The organism is Actinoplanes sp. TBRC 11911 (genome assembly GCF_012933445.1).
Taxonomy (GTDB): Bacteria; Actinomycetota; Actinomycetes; order Mycobacteriales; family Micromonosporaceae; genus Actinoplanes.
Genome location: NZ_JABBNC010000002.1, coordinates 261,968 through 278,799 on the forward strand (window position 1 = coordinate 261,968; position 16,832 = coordinate 278,799).

Here is a 16,832-nt window from a genome sequence, read left to right on the forward strand (position 1 = left end):
CCGCGTGAGCGAGCCCGAACAGTCCGCATCGGCACCCAAGAGCACCGCCGATGAGCCGTGGCCGGTCCGCGTCGTCAGTCAGAAGGTCGGCGCCTGGATCGCCAAGCTGGGCTGGGTCTGGGTGGACGGCCAGGTCGCCCAGATCAGCCGTCGGCCGGGCTCGTCCGTGGTGTTCCTGACGCTGCGTGACCCCTCGGCCGACCTCAGCCTCACCGTGACCGCGCATCGTGACGTGCTCGACTCCGGCGCCCCCGAGCTGGCCGAGGGCGCCCGGGTGACGATGCACGCCAAGCCCGAGTTCTATCCGAGCAGGGGCACGCTGAGCCTCCGTGCCGACGAGATCCGCCAGGTCGGCCTCGGTGAGCTGCTCGCCCGGCTGGAGCGGCTGAAGAAGCTGCTCGGCGCCGAGGGCCTGTTCGCCCGCGAGCGCAAGCGGCGGCTCCCGTTCCTGCCCAATCGCATCGGCCTGATCACCGGCCGGGCCAGCGCCGCCGAGCGCGACGTCCTGATGAACACGCAGCGCCGCTGGCCGGCCGCCGACTTCCGGAAGATCAACGTGCCGGTGCAAGGCCCGACCGCGGTCCCGCAGATCATCGAGGCCCTCAAGGTGCTCGACGCCGACGAGTCGGTCGACGTCATCGTGATCGCCCGCGGCGGCGGCAGCGTCGAGGACCTGCTGCCCTTCTCCGACGAGGCGCTGTGCCGAGCGGTGTTCGCGGCGCGCACTCCGGTGGTCAGCGCGATCGGGCACGAGACCGACACGCCGCTGCTCGACTACGTGGCCGACCTGCGCGCGTCGACGCCGACCGACGCGGCCAAGCGGATCGTGCCCGACCTGGCCGAGGAGCGGCAGCTCATCGACATCGCCCGCCGCCGGCTGGAGCGGGCGGTGCGGACGCTGATCGAGCGCGAGGAGAACCGCATCGAGTCCTGGCGGTCGCGGCCCTCGCTGGCCCGCCCCGAGCTGCTGATCGACCAGCGGGCGGCCGACGTCACCGCGCTGCGCGACCGGGCCGGGCGCAACCTCGACCATCGGCTGCGCCTGGCCGGCGACGATCTGCGGCACACGCTGGCCCGGCTGCGCGCGCTCTCCCCGGCCGCGACGCTGCAGCGCGGCTACGCGATCGTCCAGCGCGACGACGGCCACGTGGTGCGCGCGGCGACCGACGTCAAGACCGACGACCCCATCCGTGTACGCCTCGCCGACGGCGAACTCCGAGCAGTGGTCCGGGAGGACTGAATGACCGACGAGAAACTGAGCTACGAGCAGGCCCGCAGTGAGCTGGCCTCGGTCGTGGAGCGGCTGGAGCAGGGCGGCACTTCGCTGGAGGAGTCGCTGGCCCTGTGGGAGCGGGGCGAAAAGCTGGCCGACGTGTGCCAGCGCTGGCTCGACGGGGCCCGGGAGCGCGTGGACGCCGCCCGGGCCGCGCGCGCCGAATCCGGCGAGTAGCCGCTCAGACCTCGCATCGCCGGCGCGGGTCGCACGGCGCATCGCTCGTCGTGCGCTCGTCCTCGGCGGCACGCCGGGTCGTGGGGTGCCGCCTGGCGAGGATAGGCGGCGGCCCTCGCACACATGTGCGGGTTGATTGGCGTGCGACATGCCCCGCTAGCCGCGCCCACCGGCACCGACGTCCCCGCCCCGCCACCGGGCTCGCGGGAATACCTCATGCCGCTCGCCCAGCCAAACATATCCGACATTTCCACTAATCAGAGGAAACGGCTCGGACGCTTTGGCCCGGCGGATGGCGTGCCACTCCCACTATCTGGAATCGAGGACCGCTTGTTGAGACCGGTGACCACATTCTGGACCCGAGGTCCGCGATATGGGAAGCCCGTCCATTGTGGAGGGACTTTTGTCAGGCAATGCAACTTTTGCCCAGCAAGTTTTGGCGGTCGGATGTGAACCTTGGAGAGTTATGGCTCGTATGTGGGCGCAACTCTCCAAGGATCGCAAAAAGTCCACGATGTGGTTGCGATATCCACAGAGTGGGAACGCCGCCCGCGAGCGGATCGCCGCGGGGCCATGACGATCTCGCCGGCCGCGGCGGCGGTTGCGCATCGGGTCAGGTCGGCCGAAGCACAACTCGCAGCTCGACAGGGTTGCGCCGGGCAGCTCGACGAGGTGGCGTCGGGCGGCCCGACCGAGTTGCGCCCCGCGGCCCGACCGAGTCGCGCCCCGGCAGCGGCGCGGCCTCCGGAAACCTGGATCTAGCCGTTCAGCATCTCGTAGGCCGAGGCGGGCATCTCCTTGATCGCGCCGGTTGGCTTCTCCTGCTGCGTCTGCTCGCCGTAGCCGGACAGCTCGAACGACCACTTGCCGGCCTCGGTGTCGACCGTGGCGGGCATGTCCAGCTCCAGCGACTCGAGCAGGCCGGTGCCGTCCATCGCGGCGGTGAACGGGATCGCGGTTGCGGCCTGGCCGGCGTCCTTGAGGTCGGCGGCCGAGATGACGCCGTCGTCGCCGGCGATCTTCGTGCCGTCGATGGTGCCGGAGACGGCCGTCGCGTCGCCCTTGACCGTGGTGGCGGCCGCGATGAGTTCGGTCAGGCGCAGCACGTCCGGGTGCGACGTGTCGATGGACAGGTCCTTGGCCGCGTCGCCCTTGACCTTGGAGCCGTCGAAATGCATCCAGGACTTTCCGTCGTACGGGTCGGGGGCGCCGGGAACCGTCATCTTCATCCACCGGTCGTTGCCGAGGAACACCACGTCGTAGGTGAACGGGCTGCCCTCGGACTCGTAGTTCGCCTTCACCGAGCCGGACTTGGTCTCCGCGTCGATCACGAGCAGCTGCGTTCCGTCCGGCGCCTTGACGGTCAGCGCGTAGTCACCCTTGGCAACCCCGCTGGTGGATCCGGTGAGCACAGCCTGGGCGATCGCGGACGCGGGCTTGGCCGACGATCCGCCGGAGCCCTTGTCGTCACCGGAGCAACCGGCGAGGGAGAGACCGACCAGCCCGGATATCGCTACAGGGAGAAGGGTCCCCCGCATTTTCATCATGCGCGGGATAATAGATGATCTTGATCCTGCCGCGGCGGTCAGCTCAGCGAGCCGGCCAGCTTGCGCAAATTGTCCACATCGGCCTGACCCACCACGATGATCGTGCGGGACTGGTCGGCCAGCACCAGCGCCTGCTCGCCGGGGCGACCGTCGAACTGACGCCAGACGCCGTTCGTGGCGCGGAACGTGCCGGTCGGCTTCGCGGCCTTCGTCAGCTCGACCGGCAGCAGCGTGTCGGTCGGGACGCTGCTCTCGATCAGCTGGATCGGGTCCTTGCCCGGGTCGACGTAGCCGATCCGCAGCGTGGCGCCGTTCGAAGCGCGGGTGAACCGGGCACTGGCCGTGTGCCAGTCGTCGCCCAGCCCCTGCGGCACGGCGACCTTGAAGAGGTTGGCCTGCTGCGCCTCCTGGATCGTCGGTGCCGGGTCGACCGTGATCGGGGCGTCACCGTTGAACAGCGTGCGGTAGATGACGAGCAAGATCGCCACCGGCACCAGCAGCACGGCGAGCGACAGGATCATGTCGCGGGGGCGCCGCTCCGAGCCGCGCGACGCGCGCGTGGCGGCCGCCGGGCCGGCAGCGGTGGCGTCGGCCACCGATTCCGGCTGCCCTGACGACTGTGCCGAGGGCTCTGCCGATTCCGGCGTAGCGGGTGCGGGCGATGCGGGTTCCACCCCACCATTGTTAACCACGCCCGCCGGACGCGACTTTGCGCGTCCGGACATGTGAGGATCGGTGGATTCAGCCCCGGCAGCGTCGCGAGGAGGCTCACCATGGCCGAGCGGGTCCCGCAGGATCTCGACCGCAACATCGCCCTCGATCTGGTCCGCGTCACGGAGGCCGCCGCCATGGCCGCCGGGCGCTGGGTCGGGCGTGGCGACAAGAACGGCGGGGACGGCGCGGCCGTCGACGCCATGCGCAAGCTGATCAACTCGATCCAGATGCGCGGCGTGGTGGTCATCGGCGAGGGTGAGAAGGACGAGGCGCCCATGCTGTTCAACGGCGAGGAGGTCGGTGACGGCACCGGGCCGGAGGTGGACGTCGCGGTCGACCCGATCGACGGCACCACGCTGATGAGCAAGGGCATGCCGGGCGCCGTGGCGGTGCTGGCGGTGGCCGAGCGCGGCGCGATGTTCGACCCCAGCGCGGTCTTCTACATGGAGAAGATCGCGGTCGGCCCGGACTGCGCCGACGTCATCGACATCAACGCCGGCACGCAGGAAAATCTGCGCCGCATCGCGAAGGCGAAGCGCTCGTCGATCTCCGACGTCACGGTCTGCATCCTGGACCGGCCGCGGCACGCCACGCTGGTCGAGGAGGTCCGGCAGGCGGGCGCGAACATCAAGTTCATCACCGACGGTGACATCGCCGGCGCGATCTCGGCGGCCCGGCTGGAATCGGACGTCGACGTGCTGATGGGCATCGGCGGCACACCCGAGGGCATCACCGCCGCCTGCGCCCTGAAGTGCCTCGGCGGCATGATCCAGGCGAAACTGTGGCCGCGCGACGACGCGGAACGGGAGAAGGCGCTGGCCGGCGGCCACGACCTCGACCGTGTGCTCACCACCGACGACCTGGTCACCGGCGACAACTGCTTCTTCGTGGCGACCGGCGTGACCACGGGCGACCTGCTCAGGGGCGTGCGGTACCGCTCGGGCGGCGCGCACACCCACTCGATCGTGATGCGGTCGAAGAGCGGCACGATCCGGGTGATCGACTCGTACCACCGTTTGGAGAAGCTGGCGCTTTACTCAGCCGTCGACTTCGACGGCCACCTGCCCACCGTGCCGATGGGCGACGAGCCCGTCATATGAGCTCGTCCCGGCAAACCGGGCGCCCCAAGTGGATGTGTCCGCCCCGCCTCGAGGGCTGGTTCGCTGAGGACCTTGACCAGCTCCCCGAGGCGGCGCCCCGCCATATCGAACTCATCGATGGCGACCTCGTCGTCAGGTCACCTCAGCGTGTGTGGCACGCCCGGGCCGTCACTGGCTTACAGGTCGGCCTCACCGCGCAGGCGCCGACCGGTATGGACGTCGAGCGGGAGATGACCATCCTGCTCGACAAGCGGAACCGCCTCGAGCCCGACATCCTTGCTACCGGGGCGCCCTGCTACGAGCCGAACCGCACCTTCTACACGCCTGACCAGGTGCTGCTGGTCGTCGAGGTCGTCGACAAGAGATGCGCACCACGACGCCGTTCCCGATCAAGCTCGATTTGAACGGGCTGGTCCCCGGCCGCAAGAGCTGTGCCAGGCGCCGAAGTCAGAGTCCACACCGCAGGCGGCACTGGCCAGGTCCTGCTGACGGTCGAAAGCTAGGCCTCGTCCTCGGGTTCGTTGAGGTACGCGCGATGCGCGGCGATCCAAGCCTCGACGTCCTGCTCCAGCCACACCTGCCCGAGGCGCAGGCGGGCGATCGGCCGTGGGAACCCGAGGTTGACGCTGTCCGTGATCTGGCCGGCACGCGCGCGCGTGACCCGAAGCCGCCCGGCGATCTCAGCCATGCCCATCAGGCGGATGTCGGCCCGCCTGATGAGGATTTCGTCCGGCTCCACGAGTCCACACGCTAAGCCCTTTCAGACTATGAAATCGGACTTAGCTATCGCCCTAGACGGCCGTATAGTAGCTCCCATGGAGGTGGCAGGCAGCGCGCCAAGGCCGTAGCAAGCCACTTCCCGCGACAGCGACGCCGTCCACACCGGACGAGCACCGCCCAGACAGCGTGCACTTGGAGGTCACCCAGTGCTGACCGGACGCGACTAGATGTGGCAATCTGACGGCATGGCCTACGAACCGCGCATCGCGACCGCGCTGTCCGGTGCCACCCGTAGCCAACTCGACTACTGGCGCCGAGAAGGGCTTCTCGTTCCAGAGGTGTCCGCGACGCGGCCGGTGCTCTATTCGTTCCGGGATCTGATCGCTCTACGTTCTTTCGTCTTCTTACGGGAGAAGCGTCCGCTGCAGACCATTCGGAAGGCTCTCAACAGCCTGCGCGACATCGGCGAAACAGAGCATCTTTCCCAGTACCGGTTTGTCGCCCAAGGTCGGCGTGGCATCGCTCTGGTGCAGGCCAGCGGCGAAGGTGCGATCGAACTCGTCGAGGAGCCCGGCCATCAGCTGACGGTGCTCGCCCTCGGAGATGTGCTGCGGTCCTTCCCGCTCGACAACATCGAGGTCCCTAACCTGGCTCACCCACGACGGCGGATCTCAGTGAATCCCGGCGTGCGACGTGGCTACCCGGTCGTCTCCGGAACGCGCGTCGGCTACGACCTCGTCGCCGGGCTGGTTCGTGATGGCGTGCCGCCAGAGGAGATCAAGGACTACTACCCCGGTGTGACCGCCGCCGCGGCACGGGACGCGGTCTCCTTCGCCGACTACGTCGACCGAGCAGCGGAGCGTACGGCAGCCTGATGCGGATTTTGTTGGATGAAGACGTCCCTCGGCCGGTCGTTGAACTCTTACGGCACCTGTTGCGAGGACATGACGTCGACCACGTCCAGCTGATCAAATGGACGGGCAAGAAGGATCTGTTGTTGTATCAGGACGCGAAGCGTGCTGGGTACGACGTGGTGGTCACCAACGACAACGCTCAGATGTCGGATCCGGACGAGTGCCGCGAGGTGAAGAGGGCGGGCATGCACAGGGTGTCGTACAAGCAGCGGCATCCAGGATTGCGTGGCTTGGCGTTTGCGATGGCGTCGCTGGTCGCGGCTATGCCGGACGTGGTCGCGGAACTCGTGAACGCCGACGGGCAGCGGCTCGTAGCAATCACTGGGATCGACCCAACTCACAAGCGTTACTCGATCGTGGATCCAAGGCGCGAGCCACCACCCTACTGGCCGAGATAGGCCGAACCGTGACCTCGGTGCCCGAGTGGATGCGCCCACCCCGTCCCGAGGGGTGGTACGCCGACGACCTCGATCATCTCCCCGAAGTGCCCCGCCACACCGAATTGATCGATGGAACGCTCGTCTTTATGACGTTCCCCCGGCGCGTCTGGCACAGCCGCGTGGTCACCGCACTGGTGCGTTCCCTCAACGAGCAGGCACCGCCGGGTGTCGAGGCTGAGCTAGAGATGACGATCCGGCTCGACGAGCGGAACCGCACCGAACCAGACCTTCTCGCCACCACGGCAGCCTACGATCCGAACCGCACCTTCTACACGCCTGACGAGGTGCTGCTGGTGGTCGAGGTGGTCTCGCCGGAGTCGGCGCACCGCGATCGGACAATCAAGCTTCGTAAGTACGCGGAAGCCGGTATCCCGAACTACTGGCGCGTCGACGAAGAAGAGTCGCCCGTAGTGCACGCCTATCAGCTCGACCGCCCCAAGCGGTCGTACGCAGCGCCCAAAATCCATCGGCACGACCTACGCATCACGACGCCGTTCGCGATCCAGCTCGATCTGGACGGACTGGCGCCCGGCCGCAAGAGTTAAGCCCGGCTAGCCTCGACCATCTTGGCGGATCCGCGACGAAAGCCGGTTCAATCGCGCGAAATCCACGCCGCCGTACGAAACCTCAATGATTGTGGCGGCCGAAATAGCGAGGTCAGCTCCGTCGCGCTCGGCCTGTTCAAGAAGCTCGCTACCTTACGATCCCGGTCGATCCATGAAGAGAGGCCCTGCGAATCGAGCACCAACCATTCTATGCTCACGCCGCATGCCCCATCCCCTCAGTTCCGTGCAGAAGGGCCTTAGCCTCGGCCATCTCCTCATCGGTGAACGCACCGTACTCAGCTTGGTAGTGATCCAATTCCTGGCGTAGAAGCCTGCGGCGCTCGGCACGCTCGGACGGTTTTCGTCGTAGCGCTTGAGCCGGCACTTCCCGCTCAACTGCCTCTTGACCGGATTCAGACGGTGAAGCGTAATTCGACCGATTTGGGTAGCCGAACAACGCCGTTCGCCGTTCAAGAGCGTTGGCGAAAGCCACGCATACTGGTGGACGTGAATGCGCGCGCGGGCGATACAGGGGGCACGTTCTCCAGGTTCTACGCAGTGGTTCTTGGCCATTGGGCGGGCGGGGGCCGACGAATCCGTTGGTCAACACAGCACAACGCTTGGGTTCGTGGCGAGGCCTATGGCCGGTACCTCGCGGATCCATGGCTGACCGAGCCAGGACAGACGTTCGGCAGGCCTGATGGTCCTGCCGAAGAGGACCAGGTTGCGGCCTCTGCGCTGGCGAACAGCGTGGTCAAGCCTGACGGCCGACCGTTCTTCTGTCAGCGATGCTGGGGAAGTGGCCCCGAGAGCCACTTCATTGCCCCAGACGTGTACGGCGACCCGGAACTCTACTGCGTTCAAATGCCGGCCTACAGCGTGGTGGATTCCTCCGGCGGTAGCGGCGAGGTCAAGCATTGGGGCAGTCCCTACGGTTGCCAGTCAGTCGACCAAAGCATCGACACTGCATCGACTGGTCGTGAGCCGTACCTCGGGCCTTGCGCCGCGTACGTGTTCGGTCGACCGCTGCCTGCAGACGAGGTCATCAACCGCGACTGGTGTTCGCGATGTACCGGATTCGCATCCAACGTGAAACACAACGCTGCGGAACGAGGCGAAGACCAGGTCGAGTGGGCACGGAAAGAAACCCGGCGTCACGTACGCCGTCTTTCGCGCAGTCTGGCGGAGTACTACGGCGAACAGTGAGCACATTGGCCGCCACCTTGTCACCAGCGACGTTCAGCGGGTCCATCCCATGCATCGAGTGCTGCGGCCGGTTGGCTAAATCGACGAGAGTTAACCTGCAGACGTTGGACCGGAATCAGACATTAAATCTGAATTCGACCACGTCGCCGTCCTTCATGACGTAGTCCTTGCCCTCCATGCGGACCTTGCCGGCCGCCTTCGCCGCCGTCATCGAGCCCGCCCCCATCAAGTCGTCGTAGCTCACGATCTCGGCCTTGATGAAGCCCCGCTGGAAGTCACTGTGGATCACGCCGGCCGCCTCGGGGGCCGTCGCGCCGCGGGAGATCACCCACGCGCGTGCCTCCTTCGGGCCCGCCGTCAGGTAGGTCTGCAATCCCAGGGTGTCGAAGCCGACGCGGATCAGCTGGTTCAGGCCCGGCTCGGTCTGGCCGGTCGACTCCAGCAGTTCCTGCGCTTCCTCCGGGTCCAGGTCGATCAGCTCGGACTCGATCTTCGCGTCCATGAACACCGCCTCGGCCGGTGCCACCAACGCGCGGAGCGAATCGAGGAACTCAGCGTTACCCAGCTCGGCCTCGTCGACGTTGAACACGTACAGGAAAGGCTTTGTGGTCAGCAGGTGCAACTCGTCCAGCAGTTCGACGTCGATGCCCGCCCCGGCGGCGCCTTGATACAGCGTCACTCCATCGTTGAGCAGCTTGAACGCTGCCTCGGCGGCGGCCGCGGCCGAAGCCTTCTCCTTGCGGAGCTTCGCCTCCTTCTGCAGGCGGGGGAGCGCCTTCTCGACGGTCTGCAGGTCGGCCAGGATGAGCTCGGTGTTGATCGTCTCGATGTCGTCGGCGGGGGAGATCTTGCCGTCGACGTGCAGCACGTTCGGGTCGGAGAAGGCGCGCACCACCTGGCAGATCGCCGACGCGTCGCGGATGTTCGCGAGGAACGCGTTGCCTCGGCCCTGCCCCTTCGACGCGCCGCGCACCAGGCCCGCGATGTCGACGAAACTCACCGGCGCGGGCACGACCTTCTCGCTCTGGTACAGCTCGGCGAGCTTCTCCAACCGGTCGTCCGGCAGCCCGACGACCCCGACGTTCGGCTCGATGGTCGCGAACGGGTAGTTCGCGGCGAGCACGTCGTTCTTGGTCAGGGCATTGAACAGGGTGCTCTTGCCGACGTTGGGCAGGCCGACGATTCCGATGGTGAGGCTCACGGAGTGCAAGTCTACGCAGGCCTCACCGGAGGAACTTCCGCAGTTCCGCCGCGACCAGCGAAGGCTTGCCGCTGTTGTCGGCCGCGAGATGGCCCACGCCGCTCAAGGTCACGCGTCGCACTCGCGGCAGGACCGGTTCCAGACCGTTCAACACCCGTTTGAGGTACGCCGGTGAGCGCTCCCCACCGAGCAACAGTGTCTCGGCGGTGATCGCCGCGTACCGGTCCAGTGGGCCGGTGGCCTGCTCCACCACCGTCGCGTCCTGGCGCATCGTCGGCACCAGGGTGGTGATCGAACTGGGCAGAAGTCGCGCCAGTGGAGTCAGGACGGCCCTCGGGGCGTACCGGAAATTGCCCGTGCCCTTCGCGGCCGTCACAAATGCCGCCGCCGTACGCCCCGCGGCCAGCTCTTTCTCGTATCGGGGCCGCCACGCGACGGGATCGTCCGCACCGTAGCGCAGCGGGGGTTCGTAGAGTGCCAGCCGCTCGATCCGGGGGAGCTCAAGGGCCGCGTTGAGCGCGATCACCGCGCCGGAGCTGAGCCCGAAGACGTTGCCCGCCCCCGTCTCGTCGAGCACCGCCCCGAGGTCGTCGATCTCGCTGTCCAGCCCGTGGTCGTCGCCGGCCGGGCCGCTGAGCCCGCGCCCGCGCCGATCCGGCACATAGACCGTGAACGTCGTGGCCAGCTCCGCCGCCAGCTTGGTGAAGTTGCCCGAGGTCTGCAGCCCGCCGTGCAGCAGTACCAGCTTGGGCCCGCCGTCGCCGTACGTCCTAAAACGAATGTTCGTTCGCGGTTGTGTCCTCATGTCGTCAACCATAGTTGACACGCTAGCTGTCGTCAACCAAAGTTGACATCCCATGCTCATGTCCGAATCCCGCCAGCATTCGAGCCCTTCCGGGGCGCAGACTTCTAGACATGGAACTGGACTTCGAACGGTGCTACCGAGCCGTGGACAGCCGGGACCAGCGCTTCGACGGCTGGTTCTTCACCGCCGTCAAGAGCACCGGCATCTACTGCCGGCCGTCCTGCCCCGCGATGACGCCGAAGCGGGAGAACGTCACGTTCTTCCCGAGCGGCGCCGCGGCGCAACGAGCCGGCTTCCGCGCCTGCAAGCGCTGCCGGCCGGACGCGGTGCCCGGCTCACCCGAGTGGGACGTGCGCGCCGACCTGGTGGGCCGCGCGATGCGGTTGATCGGCGACGGCGTGGTGGATCGCGACGGCGTACCGGGGCTGGCATCCCGGCTCGGCTACACCGAGAGGCACCTCAACCGCCTGCTCACCGCGGAACTCGGCGCCGGACCGCTGGCACTGGCCCGGGCGCAGCGGGCACAAACCGCCCGGATCCTCATCGAGACCACCGATCTCGGGCTCGCGGAGATCGCCTTCGCGGCGGGTTTCGGCAGCGTGCGGCAGTTCAACGACACGATCCAGGAGGTGTACGCCCAATCCCCGAGCGGGCTGCGCGAGCGGCGGCCCTCGGTGCGCGCCGAGGCGGGCGTGATCAATCTGCGGCTCGCTTATCGGTCGCCGTTGCACATTCCGGCGCTGCTCGACTTTCTCGAGATGCGCGCCCTGCCCGGGGTTGAGGAGCGCGACGGGGAGGCGTACGGGAGAGGGCTTTTGCTGCCGCACGGAAGCGCGACGGTGGTTCTGAAGCCGACGGCGCGCTGGGTTTCGGCGACGTTGCGGCTGGAGGACGTGCGTGACCTGGCGCCGGCGGTGGCGCGATGCCGGCGGCTGATGGATCTCGACGCGGATCCGGACGCGGTGGATGCGACGCTCGGGGAGGATCCGGCGCTGGCCGCGATGGTTGCGGCGGAGCCCGGGGTGCGGGTGCCGCGGGCGGTCGACGGGTTCGAGATGGCCGTGCGGGCGATCGTGGGGCAGCAGGTGAGCGTCGCGGGGGCGCGGACGACGTTGGGGCGTCTTGTGCGGGCGGCCGGTTCGTCGGGGTTGCAGTCGTCGTCGGGTGTGGCCGCATCTGGCTCCGCGGCGTCCTCTTCCGCGTCGGAGACGGCAGGGCTCGTGCCGTTCCCCTCGGCCGCCGTTGTCGCGGACCTGCCCGACAAGGCGTTCGGGATGCCGGCCGCCCGCCGCGAGACAATCCGGGCGCTGGCCTCCTTGGTAGCCGACGGCAAGATCGACCTGGAACCCGGCGCGGATCGGGAGGAAACGGTCGCTCGCCTGCGCGAGGTGCCCGGCATCGGAGCCTGGACCGCCGGTTACGTGGCCATGCGCGCGATCGGTGACCCCGACGTTTTCCTTCCGACCGATCTAGCCGTACGCCGTGGCGCCGCAGCCGTGGGTCTCCCGTCCACGCCGGCGGCCCTGGAAACCCACGCGGAACGCTGGCGGCCGTGGCGCTCGTACGCGCTGATCCGCTTATGGCGAGCGTCCTGACCTGCGCGTATCCCGAGTTATCCACAGGCTGGCAGAAACTTTCCCGCGAGCGGCGCCAAGAGGCCAATCTGTGTACCTGAACCCCTGGAGGACGAAATGCTGAAGTACCACACGATGGACACCCCCGCCGGCCCGTTCACCTTCGTGACGAGCTCCGCGGACGCCGTGCGCGCCGCCGGTTTCACCACCGAGGTCGACGAGTTGCTGCCGCTGATCCATCCCGACCTTTCCGGCGAGGCACGGGAGGTGGACGACGGCGGCACGATCGCCGAGACCATCACCGCCTATTTCGACGGCGACAAGTCCGCAATCGACACCGTCGAGGTCGAGCAGAAGACCGGCGGCGAGTTCATGGCCCACGCGTGGCAGGTGATGCGCGACATCAAGCCCGGCGCCCCCGTGACATATTCAGAGTTCGCCCGCTTGGCCGGCCGCCCCGCAGCGATCCGAGCAGCAGCCGCGGCATGCGCCCGCAACCCGGTCGCGTTCTTCACCCCGTGCCACCGAGTGTTGCGTTTGGACGGTTCGCTGGGCGGCTACCGCTGGGGCTTGCCGGTCAAACGCTGGCTGCTCGACTTCGAGGCCGGCGCCGGCGCCTGACCGTTCGTGGTCCGAGCAACCCGGCGGCGAGATCGAACCCTGCGTGCGCGGCGGCGCCGGTTACGCCATCGGCTGATCAACGTCAGCGGTACGGCCCGCGACGTTTCGTGATTGGTTAGTCTGCTAAGAGTTCGATCGAGGTTCGTGGCGGCAAGGAGGGGACATGGTCAACAAGTTCACTGTTCCGCTGCTTACGCCGTATGAGGCGGCCACCCACCTGCAGATCCCTGAGCGGACGATGAGGCGTTGGCTCCGCCCGGAGGACGGCCGACCGGCACTCGTGCACAGCGTGGGGCCACCGAAACGGGGCCGGCCGTCGGTGCCGTTCATCGCACTCGTCGAGGCGTACGTGCTACGAGCGCTCCGCGACCTGGAGTTGTCTCCGCGCGCGATTGCCGAGGCGGCGGCCGAAGTGCGTGCCGAGTTCGGCACCGAGTATGGACTGGCCACGCGTCGGATTGCTACCGACGGCATCGATGTGTTTATCCATTACCTGGACAGTGACGAGCTCGCCCGCGCACAGGATCGGCAGATCCCGATCCGTGGCGTCGTCGAGGACTACCTGAAATACGTGAGCTGGGACAGTGACGGATTCGCCCAACGCCTCGTGCTGCGGCGCTACGATCCCGCCGTCGCTCGAGTGGTCATTGATCCACGTTTCGCGTGGGGAGCACCCATTGTGGAACAGGCGAAGGTAACGGTGGACGCGGTGCTCGGCATGTGGCGGGGCGGCGAGAGTCCGGAAACGGTTGCCGGCGAATACGGACTGAGCATTGAGCAAGTCGAAGCCCTTATCCGCGTCGCCGCCTGAGTTGGTCGCTCCTGACGCAGGACGAGCGAATCTGCACGCAGCCTGCTGTTCGCCAGCTTCTCGAGCACCACGGAGGGTGCGTGCACTGCCTCGACAGCGCCAACCTGTCCGCGGCAGCCAAGGCCAGCCGATTCGACTCGCATCGGAACGTGATACATCAGCACGCGCGTGATCGCCGCGTCGGCTTCTTCGTCGTTCACGAGTTCGGCCCGCCGAAGCGGAAGCGAATCGGGTGATCATTCCCTTGCGGTGCAAGGTACCATGCGTGGGTGAGTGAAGAGTCGTCGACGACCGCGCTGCTCCGGGGCACCCTGGAGTACTGCGTGCTCGGCCTGCTGGCCAAGGAAGAGATGTATTCGGTGGAGCTGGTGCGCCGGGTCAGCTCCGAGCTTGGCCTCACCACCAGCGAGGGCGCGATGTATCCGCTGCTCTCCCGCCTCCGCCGGGCCGGGCGCATCGGGACGAGCTGGCGCGAGTCGCCGAGTGGGCCGCCGCGGCGCTATTACACGTTGACGTCCGACGGTGAGCTGGCGCTTGAGCAGTTCCGGGCACAGTGGACGGCTTTCCGCGCCGGGGTCGACCGCATCTTGGGAACGGAGCAGTGATGATGACCGAGCACAACGACGTCCTGGTCGCCGACTATCTGTCGCGGGTCTCCCGGGCCACCGCGGGGCTGCCGGCCGAGCAGCGCGACGAGCTGCTCCGCGACCTCCAGGAGCACATCGACAGCGGCCGCTCCGAGCTGACGGTGGAGACCGAGGCGCAGGTGCGCGAGATCCTCGACCGCTTGGGCGAGCCGTCGGTGATCGCGCGGGCAGCCGCGGAGGACGCGGAGCCTTCCCGGTACGCCTCGACGACCTACCCGCCCGTGCCGCACGCGCCCACCGACGCCAAGCCGAGATCGCACCTGCCCGTGATCATCGCGATCGGGGTGGCCGTCGTGCTGCTGGCTCTCTGCGCGGGGGTGCTCTTCTTCGCGAGCGCGTCCTCGACGGAGATGCCCGCGCAGGCTCCGGCCACGCCCGGCTGATCCGCCGGGTGGATTCGGACGGCGTCGCTTGTGGATGACGCGAAGAGCGCCGCGCACGGGCGCGCGGCGCTCTCCCCCGAAACGCGTTTATTTCAGGGTGGCGGCCACCTGCTCCAATGCGTCGTAGGACTCCTGCATGCCGCTTTCCATGCCGGAGTTGATGATGGCGTCGCGACCGTCCTTGTCCCTGGTCTCGATCAGGACCTCCATGAAGGTGCGCTCCTCCTTCTCCACGAGCGTCATCGTGACCAGCGCGGCGTTGGCGTCCGGCTCCGGGATTCCCTCGTACGCCTCGGTGTTGACCAGGCGCTCGGGCGCCGCGATCTCGCGGTACTCCCCGTGGAAGGCCACCTCGAAGCCGCCGTTGGCCTGCATCACGTAGCGCCAGCGGCCGCCCACCCGCAGGTCGACCTCGACGCTCGTGACGTTGCCGCGCAGGCCCGCCCACCAGCGCTTGATCAGCTCGGGCTCGGTGTAGGCGCGCCAGACCAGCCGCCGTGGTGCGTCGAACTCGCGGGTGACCAGGATCTGGGTGTCGGCCGGCAGCGTGACAACGGCGGAGCCGGAACTAGTCGTCATGATCTTCCTCCTCCTTGAGCTCTTCCAGAACGGTGTCCATCGCGTCGAACCGCTCGTTCCACATCCGCTCGTACTTGCCGAGCCAGTCGTGGATCGATCGCAGCGGTTCGGGGTTCAGCCGGTACATCCGTTGCCTCCCCGCGTCGCGAACGTGCACCAGGTCGACCTCGCGCAGGACGCGCAGGTGCTTGGAGACCTGGGGCTGGGCGAGACCGAGCAGGTCGACCAACTCGTTGACCGGGCGTTCGCGCTGCGCCAGCAGATCGAGGATCTGCCGCCGCCGGGGCTCGGCCACCGCGTTGAACGCGTCCGTCGTCGTCGCTGCTCGTGCCATGCGACCATCGTATACCCATAAGGGAATACGTCAAGCCGGGCAACGGGGAGCGGAATACTTTCAAAGTTGAAGCAGTTAGGGCTGGTTGGCCATGCTGTCGAGTGCGGCCGCGAGCTTCGCCAGGTCGATTCCCTCGAGGTGGTCGAAGATGCGGCGGCGGACACTCGCCAGATGTGCCGGCCAGGCCTGCTCGAGGCGGGCGAGGCCGGCGTCGGTCAGGACGGCGTTCCACCCGCGCGCGTCGTCCTGGCACTTGATACGCGTGACGTACCCGAGAGATTCGAGCTTGGCGGTGAGGCGGGTCATGCCGCTGAGTGACATGTCGCAGGCCTGGGCGAGCTCGCTCATGCGGAGCATCCCGGAACTCGACTCGGACAGGTGGCGCAATGCGGTGTATTCGCTAGCGGACATCCGCTGATCGCGCTCGAGGTCGGCATTCAGGGCTTTCGGTAGCACCTGCATCATCCGGCCGAACGCACGCATCAGGGCCTCTTCCTCGGTGGAAAGAGGCGTGAGCCCGGCAGGAAGGGCTGCTGTGGCCGACATGACATCGATTCTATATCCTTGCCCACGCAACATTTGCTTGACGAAGCAAGTAACATGATCAAGCCAGGAAGGTTCCCCATGACCAAGATCGGCATCATCCTTGGCAGCACCCGGCCGGGCCGTAACGGCGAGCAGGTCGCGAAGTGGGTCTACGACGTCGCCTCGAAGCGCACCGACGCCGAGTACGAGTTAGTGGATCTCCTCGACTACAAGCTGCCGCACCTCGACGAGGTCGTCCCGCCGGCGGCCAACCAGTACAGCCAGGACCACACGTTCGCGTGGGCCGACAAGGTCGCCGAGTTCGACGGCTTCGTCTTCGTCACCCCGGAGTACAACCACTCCACCTCGGGTGCCCTGAAGAACGCCATCGACTTCCTCTTCAAGGAGTGGAACAACAAGGCGCTCGGCTTCGTGAGCTACGGCGGTCACGGTGGCACCCGCGCGGTCGAGCACCTGCGCCTCATGGCCGGTGAGCTGATGATGGCGGACGTCCGGACGCAGCTCGCGCTGTACCTCGGCTCCGACTTCGAGAACTACAGCGTCTTCCAGCCGACCGAGCGGCACGAGCAGACCCTCAACACCGTGCTGGACCAGGTCGTGCTGTGGAGCGACGCGCTGTCGCACCTGCGCGAGCCGGTCCTGGCATAACGCAAAAACCAGAGCCACGAGGCCCGGGATCGTGGAATCCCGGGCCT

22 protein-coding genes are annotated in these 16,832 nt (G+C 67.4%); 14 read left to right on the plus strand and 8 right to left on the minus strand.

Annotated features, from left to right (window positions below):
* Positions 1–4 precede the first annotated feature (4 nt).
* On the plus strand, positions 5–1,240 hold the full coding sequence (xseA, locus tag HH310_RS04250) for an exodeoxyribonuclease VII large subunit (RefSeq protein ID WP_169174046.1): 1,236 nt from the start codon (positions 5–7) through the stop codon (positions 1,238–1,240).
* Positions 1,241–1,450, plus strand: a complete 210-nt coding sequence (locus HH310_RS04255) for an exodeoxyribonuclease VII small subunit (protein ID WP_169174047.1) — start codon at positions 1,241–1,243, stop codon at positions 1,448–1,450. It begins immediately after the preceding gene.
* Positions 1,451–2,208: 758 nt separating this feature from the next.
* On the opposite strand, the gene HH310_RS04260 is transcribed toward HH310_RS04255, so the two are convergent.
* Both HH310_RS04260 and HH310_RS04265 read right to left on the minus strand, forming a co-directional pair.
* Positions 2,209–2,997, minus strand: coding sequence for a hypothetical protein (locus HH310_RS04260; protein WP_169174048.1), 789 nt, complete (start codon positions 2,995–2,997; stop codon positions 2,209–2,211).
* Between the two features lie 38 nt (positions 2,998–3,035).
* On the minus strand, positions 3,036–3,593 hold the full coding sequence (locus HH310_RS04265; protein WP_312033823.1) for a DUF4245 domain-containing protein: 558 nt from the start codon (positions 3,591–3,593) through the stop codon (positions 3,036–3,038).
* A 177-nt stretch (positions 3,594–3,770) separates the two neighbouring features.
* Here HH310_RS04265 and glpX point away from each other — a divergent pair, with 177 nt between their 5' ends.
* Complete coding sequence (gene glpX / locus HH310_RS04270) at positions 3,771–4,811, plus strand: class II fructose-bisphosphatase (protein ID WP_169174050.1); 1,041 nt, start codon at positions 3,771–3,773, stop codon at positions 4,809–4,811.
* Complete coding sequence (locus HH310_RS04275) at positions 4,808–5,215, plus strand: Uma2 family endonuclease (protein ID WP_169174051.1); 408 nt, start codon at positions 4,808–4,810, stop codon at positions 5,213–5,215. Before glpX ends, HH310_RS04275 begins: the two co-directional genes overlap by 4 nt.
* A gap of 95 nt (positions 5,216–5,310) precedes the next feature.
* Here HH310_RS04275 and HH310_RS04280 read toward each other — a convergent pair whose 3' ends face one another.
* The gene (locus HH310_RS04280; protein ID WP_312033824.1) at positions 5,311–5,550 is read right to left on the minus strand and encodes a DNA-binding protein; all 240 of its coding nucleotides are present in this window, start codon (positions 5,548–5,550) and stop codon (positions 5,311–5,313) included.
* Between the two features lie 226 nt (positions 5,551–5,776).
* Here HH310_RS04280 and HH310_RS04285 point away from each other — a divergent pair, with 226 nt between their 5' ends.
* The 4 genes from HH310_RS04285 to HH310_RS04300 all read left to right on the plus strand — a co-directional run bounded on the left by HH310_RS04285 (position 5,777) and on the right by HH310_RS04300 (position 8,636).
* A complete protein-coding gene (locus HH310_RS04285; RefSeq protein ID WP_169174052.1) occupies positions 5,777–6,406 on the plus strand; it encodes a DUF433 domain-containing protein in 630 nt (209 codons plus the stop codon).
* Positions 6,406–6,843, plus strand: a complete 438-nt coding sequence (locus tag HH310_RS04290) for a DUF5615 family PIN-like protein (protein WP_169174053.1) — start codon at positions 6,406–6,408, stop codon at positions 6,841–6,843. Before HH310_RS04285 ends, HH310_RS04290 begins: the two co-directional genes overlap by 1 nt.
* A gap of 17 nt (positions 6,844–6,860) precedes the next feature.
* Entirely contained in the window at positions 6,861–7,430 is a 570-nt protein-coding gene (locus HH310_RS04295; protein WP_312033825.1) for a Uma2 family endonuclease, read from the plus strand.
* A gap of 507 nt (positions 7,431–7,937) precedes the next feature.
* Positions 7,938–8,636: a hypothetical protein gene (locus HH310_RS04300; protein WP_169174055.1), complete on the plus strand. Its 699-nt coding sequence runs from the start codon at positions 7,938–7,940 to the stop codon at positions 8,634–8,636.
* Between the two features lie 115 nt (positions 8,637–8,751).
* On the opposite strand, the gene ychF is transcribed toward HH310_RS04300, so the two are convergent.
* Positions 8,752–9,837 (minus strand): redox-regulated ATPase YchF, encoded by a 1,086-nt coding sequence (gene ychF, locus HH310_RS04305; RefSeq protein ID WP_169174056.1) that lies wholly within the window; start codon positions 9,835–9,837, stop codon positions 8,752–8,754.
* 22 nt (positions 9,838–9,859) lie between these two features.
* Positions 9,860–10,642, minus strand: a complete 783-nt coding sequence (locus HH310_RS04310) for an alpha/beta fold hydrolase (RefSeq protein WP_248293667.1) — start codon at positions 10,640–10,642, stop codon at positions 9,860–9,862.
* A gap of 110 nt (positions 10,643–10,752) precedes the next feature.
* On the opposite strand from HH310_RS04310, the gene HH310_RS04315 reads away from it, so the two are divergent.
* The 5 genes from HH310_RS04315 to HH310_RS04335 all read left to right on the plus strand — a co-directional run bounded on the left by HH310_RS04315 (position 10,753) and on the right by HH310_RS04335 (position 14,678).
* Positions 10,753–12,237, plus strand: coding sequence for a DNA-3-methyladenine glycosylase 2 family protein (locus HH310_RS04315; RefSeq protein WP_169174058.1), 1,485 nt, complete (start codon positions 10,753–10,755; stop codon positions 12,235–12,237).
* Between the two features lie 96 nt (positions 12,238–12,333).
* Positions 12,334–12,837: a methylated-DNA--[protein]-cysteine S-methyltransferase gene (locus tag HH310_RS04320; protein WP_169174059.1), complete on the plus strand. Its 504-nt coding sequence runs from the start codon at positions 12,334–12,336 to the stop codon at positions 12,835–12,837.
* A gap of 163 nt (positions 12,838–13,000) precedes the next feature.
* Positions 13,001–13,648: a DUF433 domain-containing protein gene (locus tag HH310_RS04325; protein ID WP_169174060.1), complete on the plus strand. Its 648-nt coding sequence runs from the start codon at positions 13,001–13,003 to the stop codon at positions 13,646–13,648.
* A 269-nt stretch (positions 13,649–13,917) separates the two neighbouring features.
* A complete protein-coding gene (locus HH310_RS04330; protein ID WP_312033826.1) occupies positions 13,918–14,253 on the plus strand; it encodes a PadR family transcriptional regulator in 336 nt (111 codons plus the stop codon).
* Positions 14,253–14,678 (plus strand): DUF1700 domain-containing protein, encoded by a 426-nt coding sequence (locus HH310_RS04335; protein ID WP_169174061.1) that lies wholly within the window; start codon positions 14,253–14,255, stop codon positions 14,676–14,678. Before HH310_RS04330 ends, HH310_RS04335 begins: the two co-directional genes overlap by 1 nt.
* Positions 14,679–14,765: 87 nt before the next feature.
* Here HH310_RS04335 and HH310_RS04340 read toward each other — a convergent pair whose 3' ends face one another.
* The 3 genes from HH310_RS04340 to HH310_RS04350 form a co-directional block, all read right to left on the minus strand.
* Entirely contained in the window at positions 14,766–15,257 is a 492-nt protein-coding gene (locus tag HH310_RS04340; RefSeq protein WP_169174062.1) for an SRPBCC family protein, read from the minus strand.
* Positions 15,247–15,591, minus strand: a complete 345-nt coding sequence (locus tag HH310_RS04345; RefSeq protein ID WP_169174063.1) for a helix-turn-helix transcriptional regulator — start codon at positions 15,589–15,591, stop codon at positions 15,247–15,249. Before HH310_RS04345 ends, HH310_RS04340 begins: the two co-directional genes overlap by 11 nt.
* A gap of 75 nt (positions 15,592–15,666) precedes the next feature.
* Positions 15,667–16,137: a MarR family winged helix-turn-helix transcriptional regulator gene (locus HH310_RS04350; RefSeq protein ID WP_169174064.1), complete on the minus strand. Its 471-nt coding sequence runs from the start codon at positions 16,135–16,137 to the stop codon at positions 15,667–15,669.
* A gap of 78 nt (positions 16,138–16,215) precedes the next feature.
* Here HH310_RS04350 and HH310_RS04355 point away from each other — a divergent pair, with 78 nt between their 5' ends.
* Entirely contained in the window at positions 16,216–16,785 is a 570-nt protein-coding gene (locus HH310_RS04355; protein WP_169174065.1) for an NADPH-dependent FMN reductase, read from the plus strand.
* Positions 16,786–16,832 lie beyond the last annotated feature (47 nt).

Excerpts from the sequence above, each read along its gene's own strand:
- HH310_RS04255 (WP_169174047.1), top strand. The coding sequence starts at position 1,241 with ATGACCGACGAGAAACTGAGCTACGAGCAGGCCCGCAGTGAGCTGGCC.
- HH310_RS04260 (WP_169174048.1), bottom strand. The coding sequence starts at position 2,997 with ATGATGAAAATGCGGGGGACCCTTCTCCCTGTAGCGATATCCGGGCTG.
- glpX (WP_169174050.1), top strand. The coding sequence starts at position 3,771 with ATGGCCGAGCGGGTCCCGCAGGATCTCGACCGCAACATCGCCCTCGAT.
- HH310_RS04275 (WP_169174051.1), top strand. The coding sequence starts at position 4,808 with ATGAGCTCGTCCCGGCAAACCGGGCGCCCCAAGTGGATGTGTCCGCCC.
- HH310_RS04285 (WP_169174052.1), top strand. The coding sequence starts at position 5,777 with ATGGCCTACGAACCGCGCATCGCGACCGCGCTGTCCGGTGCCACCCGT.
- HH310_RS04290 (WP_169174053.1), top strand. The coding sequence starts at position 6,406 with ATGCGGATTTTGTTGGATGAAGACGTCCCTCGGCCGGTCGTTGAACTC.
- HH310_RS04310 (WP_248293667.1), bottom strand. The coding sequence starts at position 10,642 with ATGAGGACACAACCGCGAACGAACATTCGTTTTAGGACGTACGGCGAC.
- HH310_RS04315 (WP_169174058.1), top strand. The coding sequence starts at position 10,753 with ATGGAACTGGACTTCGAACGGTGCTACCGAGCCGTGGACAGCCGGGAC.
- HH310_RS04320 (WP_169174059.1), top strand. The coding sequence starts at position 12,334 with ATGCTGAAGTACCACACGATGGACACCCCCGCCGGCCCGTTCACCTTC.
- HH310_RS04325 (WP_169174060.1), top strand. The coding sequence starts at position 13,001 with ATGGTCAACAAGTTCACTGTTCCGCTGCTTACGCCGTATGAGGCGGCC.
- HH310_RS04335 (WP_169174061.1), top strand. The coding sequence starts at position 14,253 with ATGATGACCGAGCACAACGACGTCCTGGTCGCCGACTATCTGTCGCGG.
- HH310_RS04340 (WP_169174062.1), bottom strand. The coding sequence starts at position 15,257 with ATGACGACTAGTTCCGGCTCCGCCGTTGTCACGCTGCCGGCCGACACC.
- HH310_RS04345 (WP_169174063.1), bottom strand. The coding sequence starts at position 15,591 with ATGGCACGAGCAGCGACGACGACGGACGCGTTCAACGCGGTGGCCGAG.
- HH310_RS04350 (WP_169174064.1), bottom strand. The coding sequence starts at position 16,137 with ATGTCGGCCACAGCAGCCCTTCCTGCCGGGCTCACGCCTCTTTCCACC.
- HH310_RS04355 (WP_169174065.1), top strand. The coding sequence starts at position 16,216 with ATGACCAAGATCGGCATCATCCTTGGCAGCACCCGGCCGGGCCGTAAC.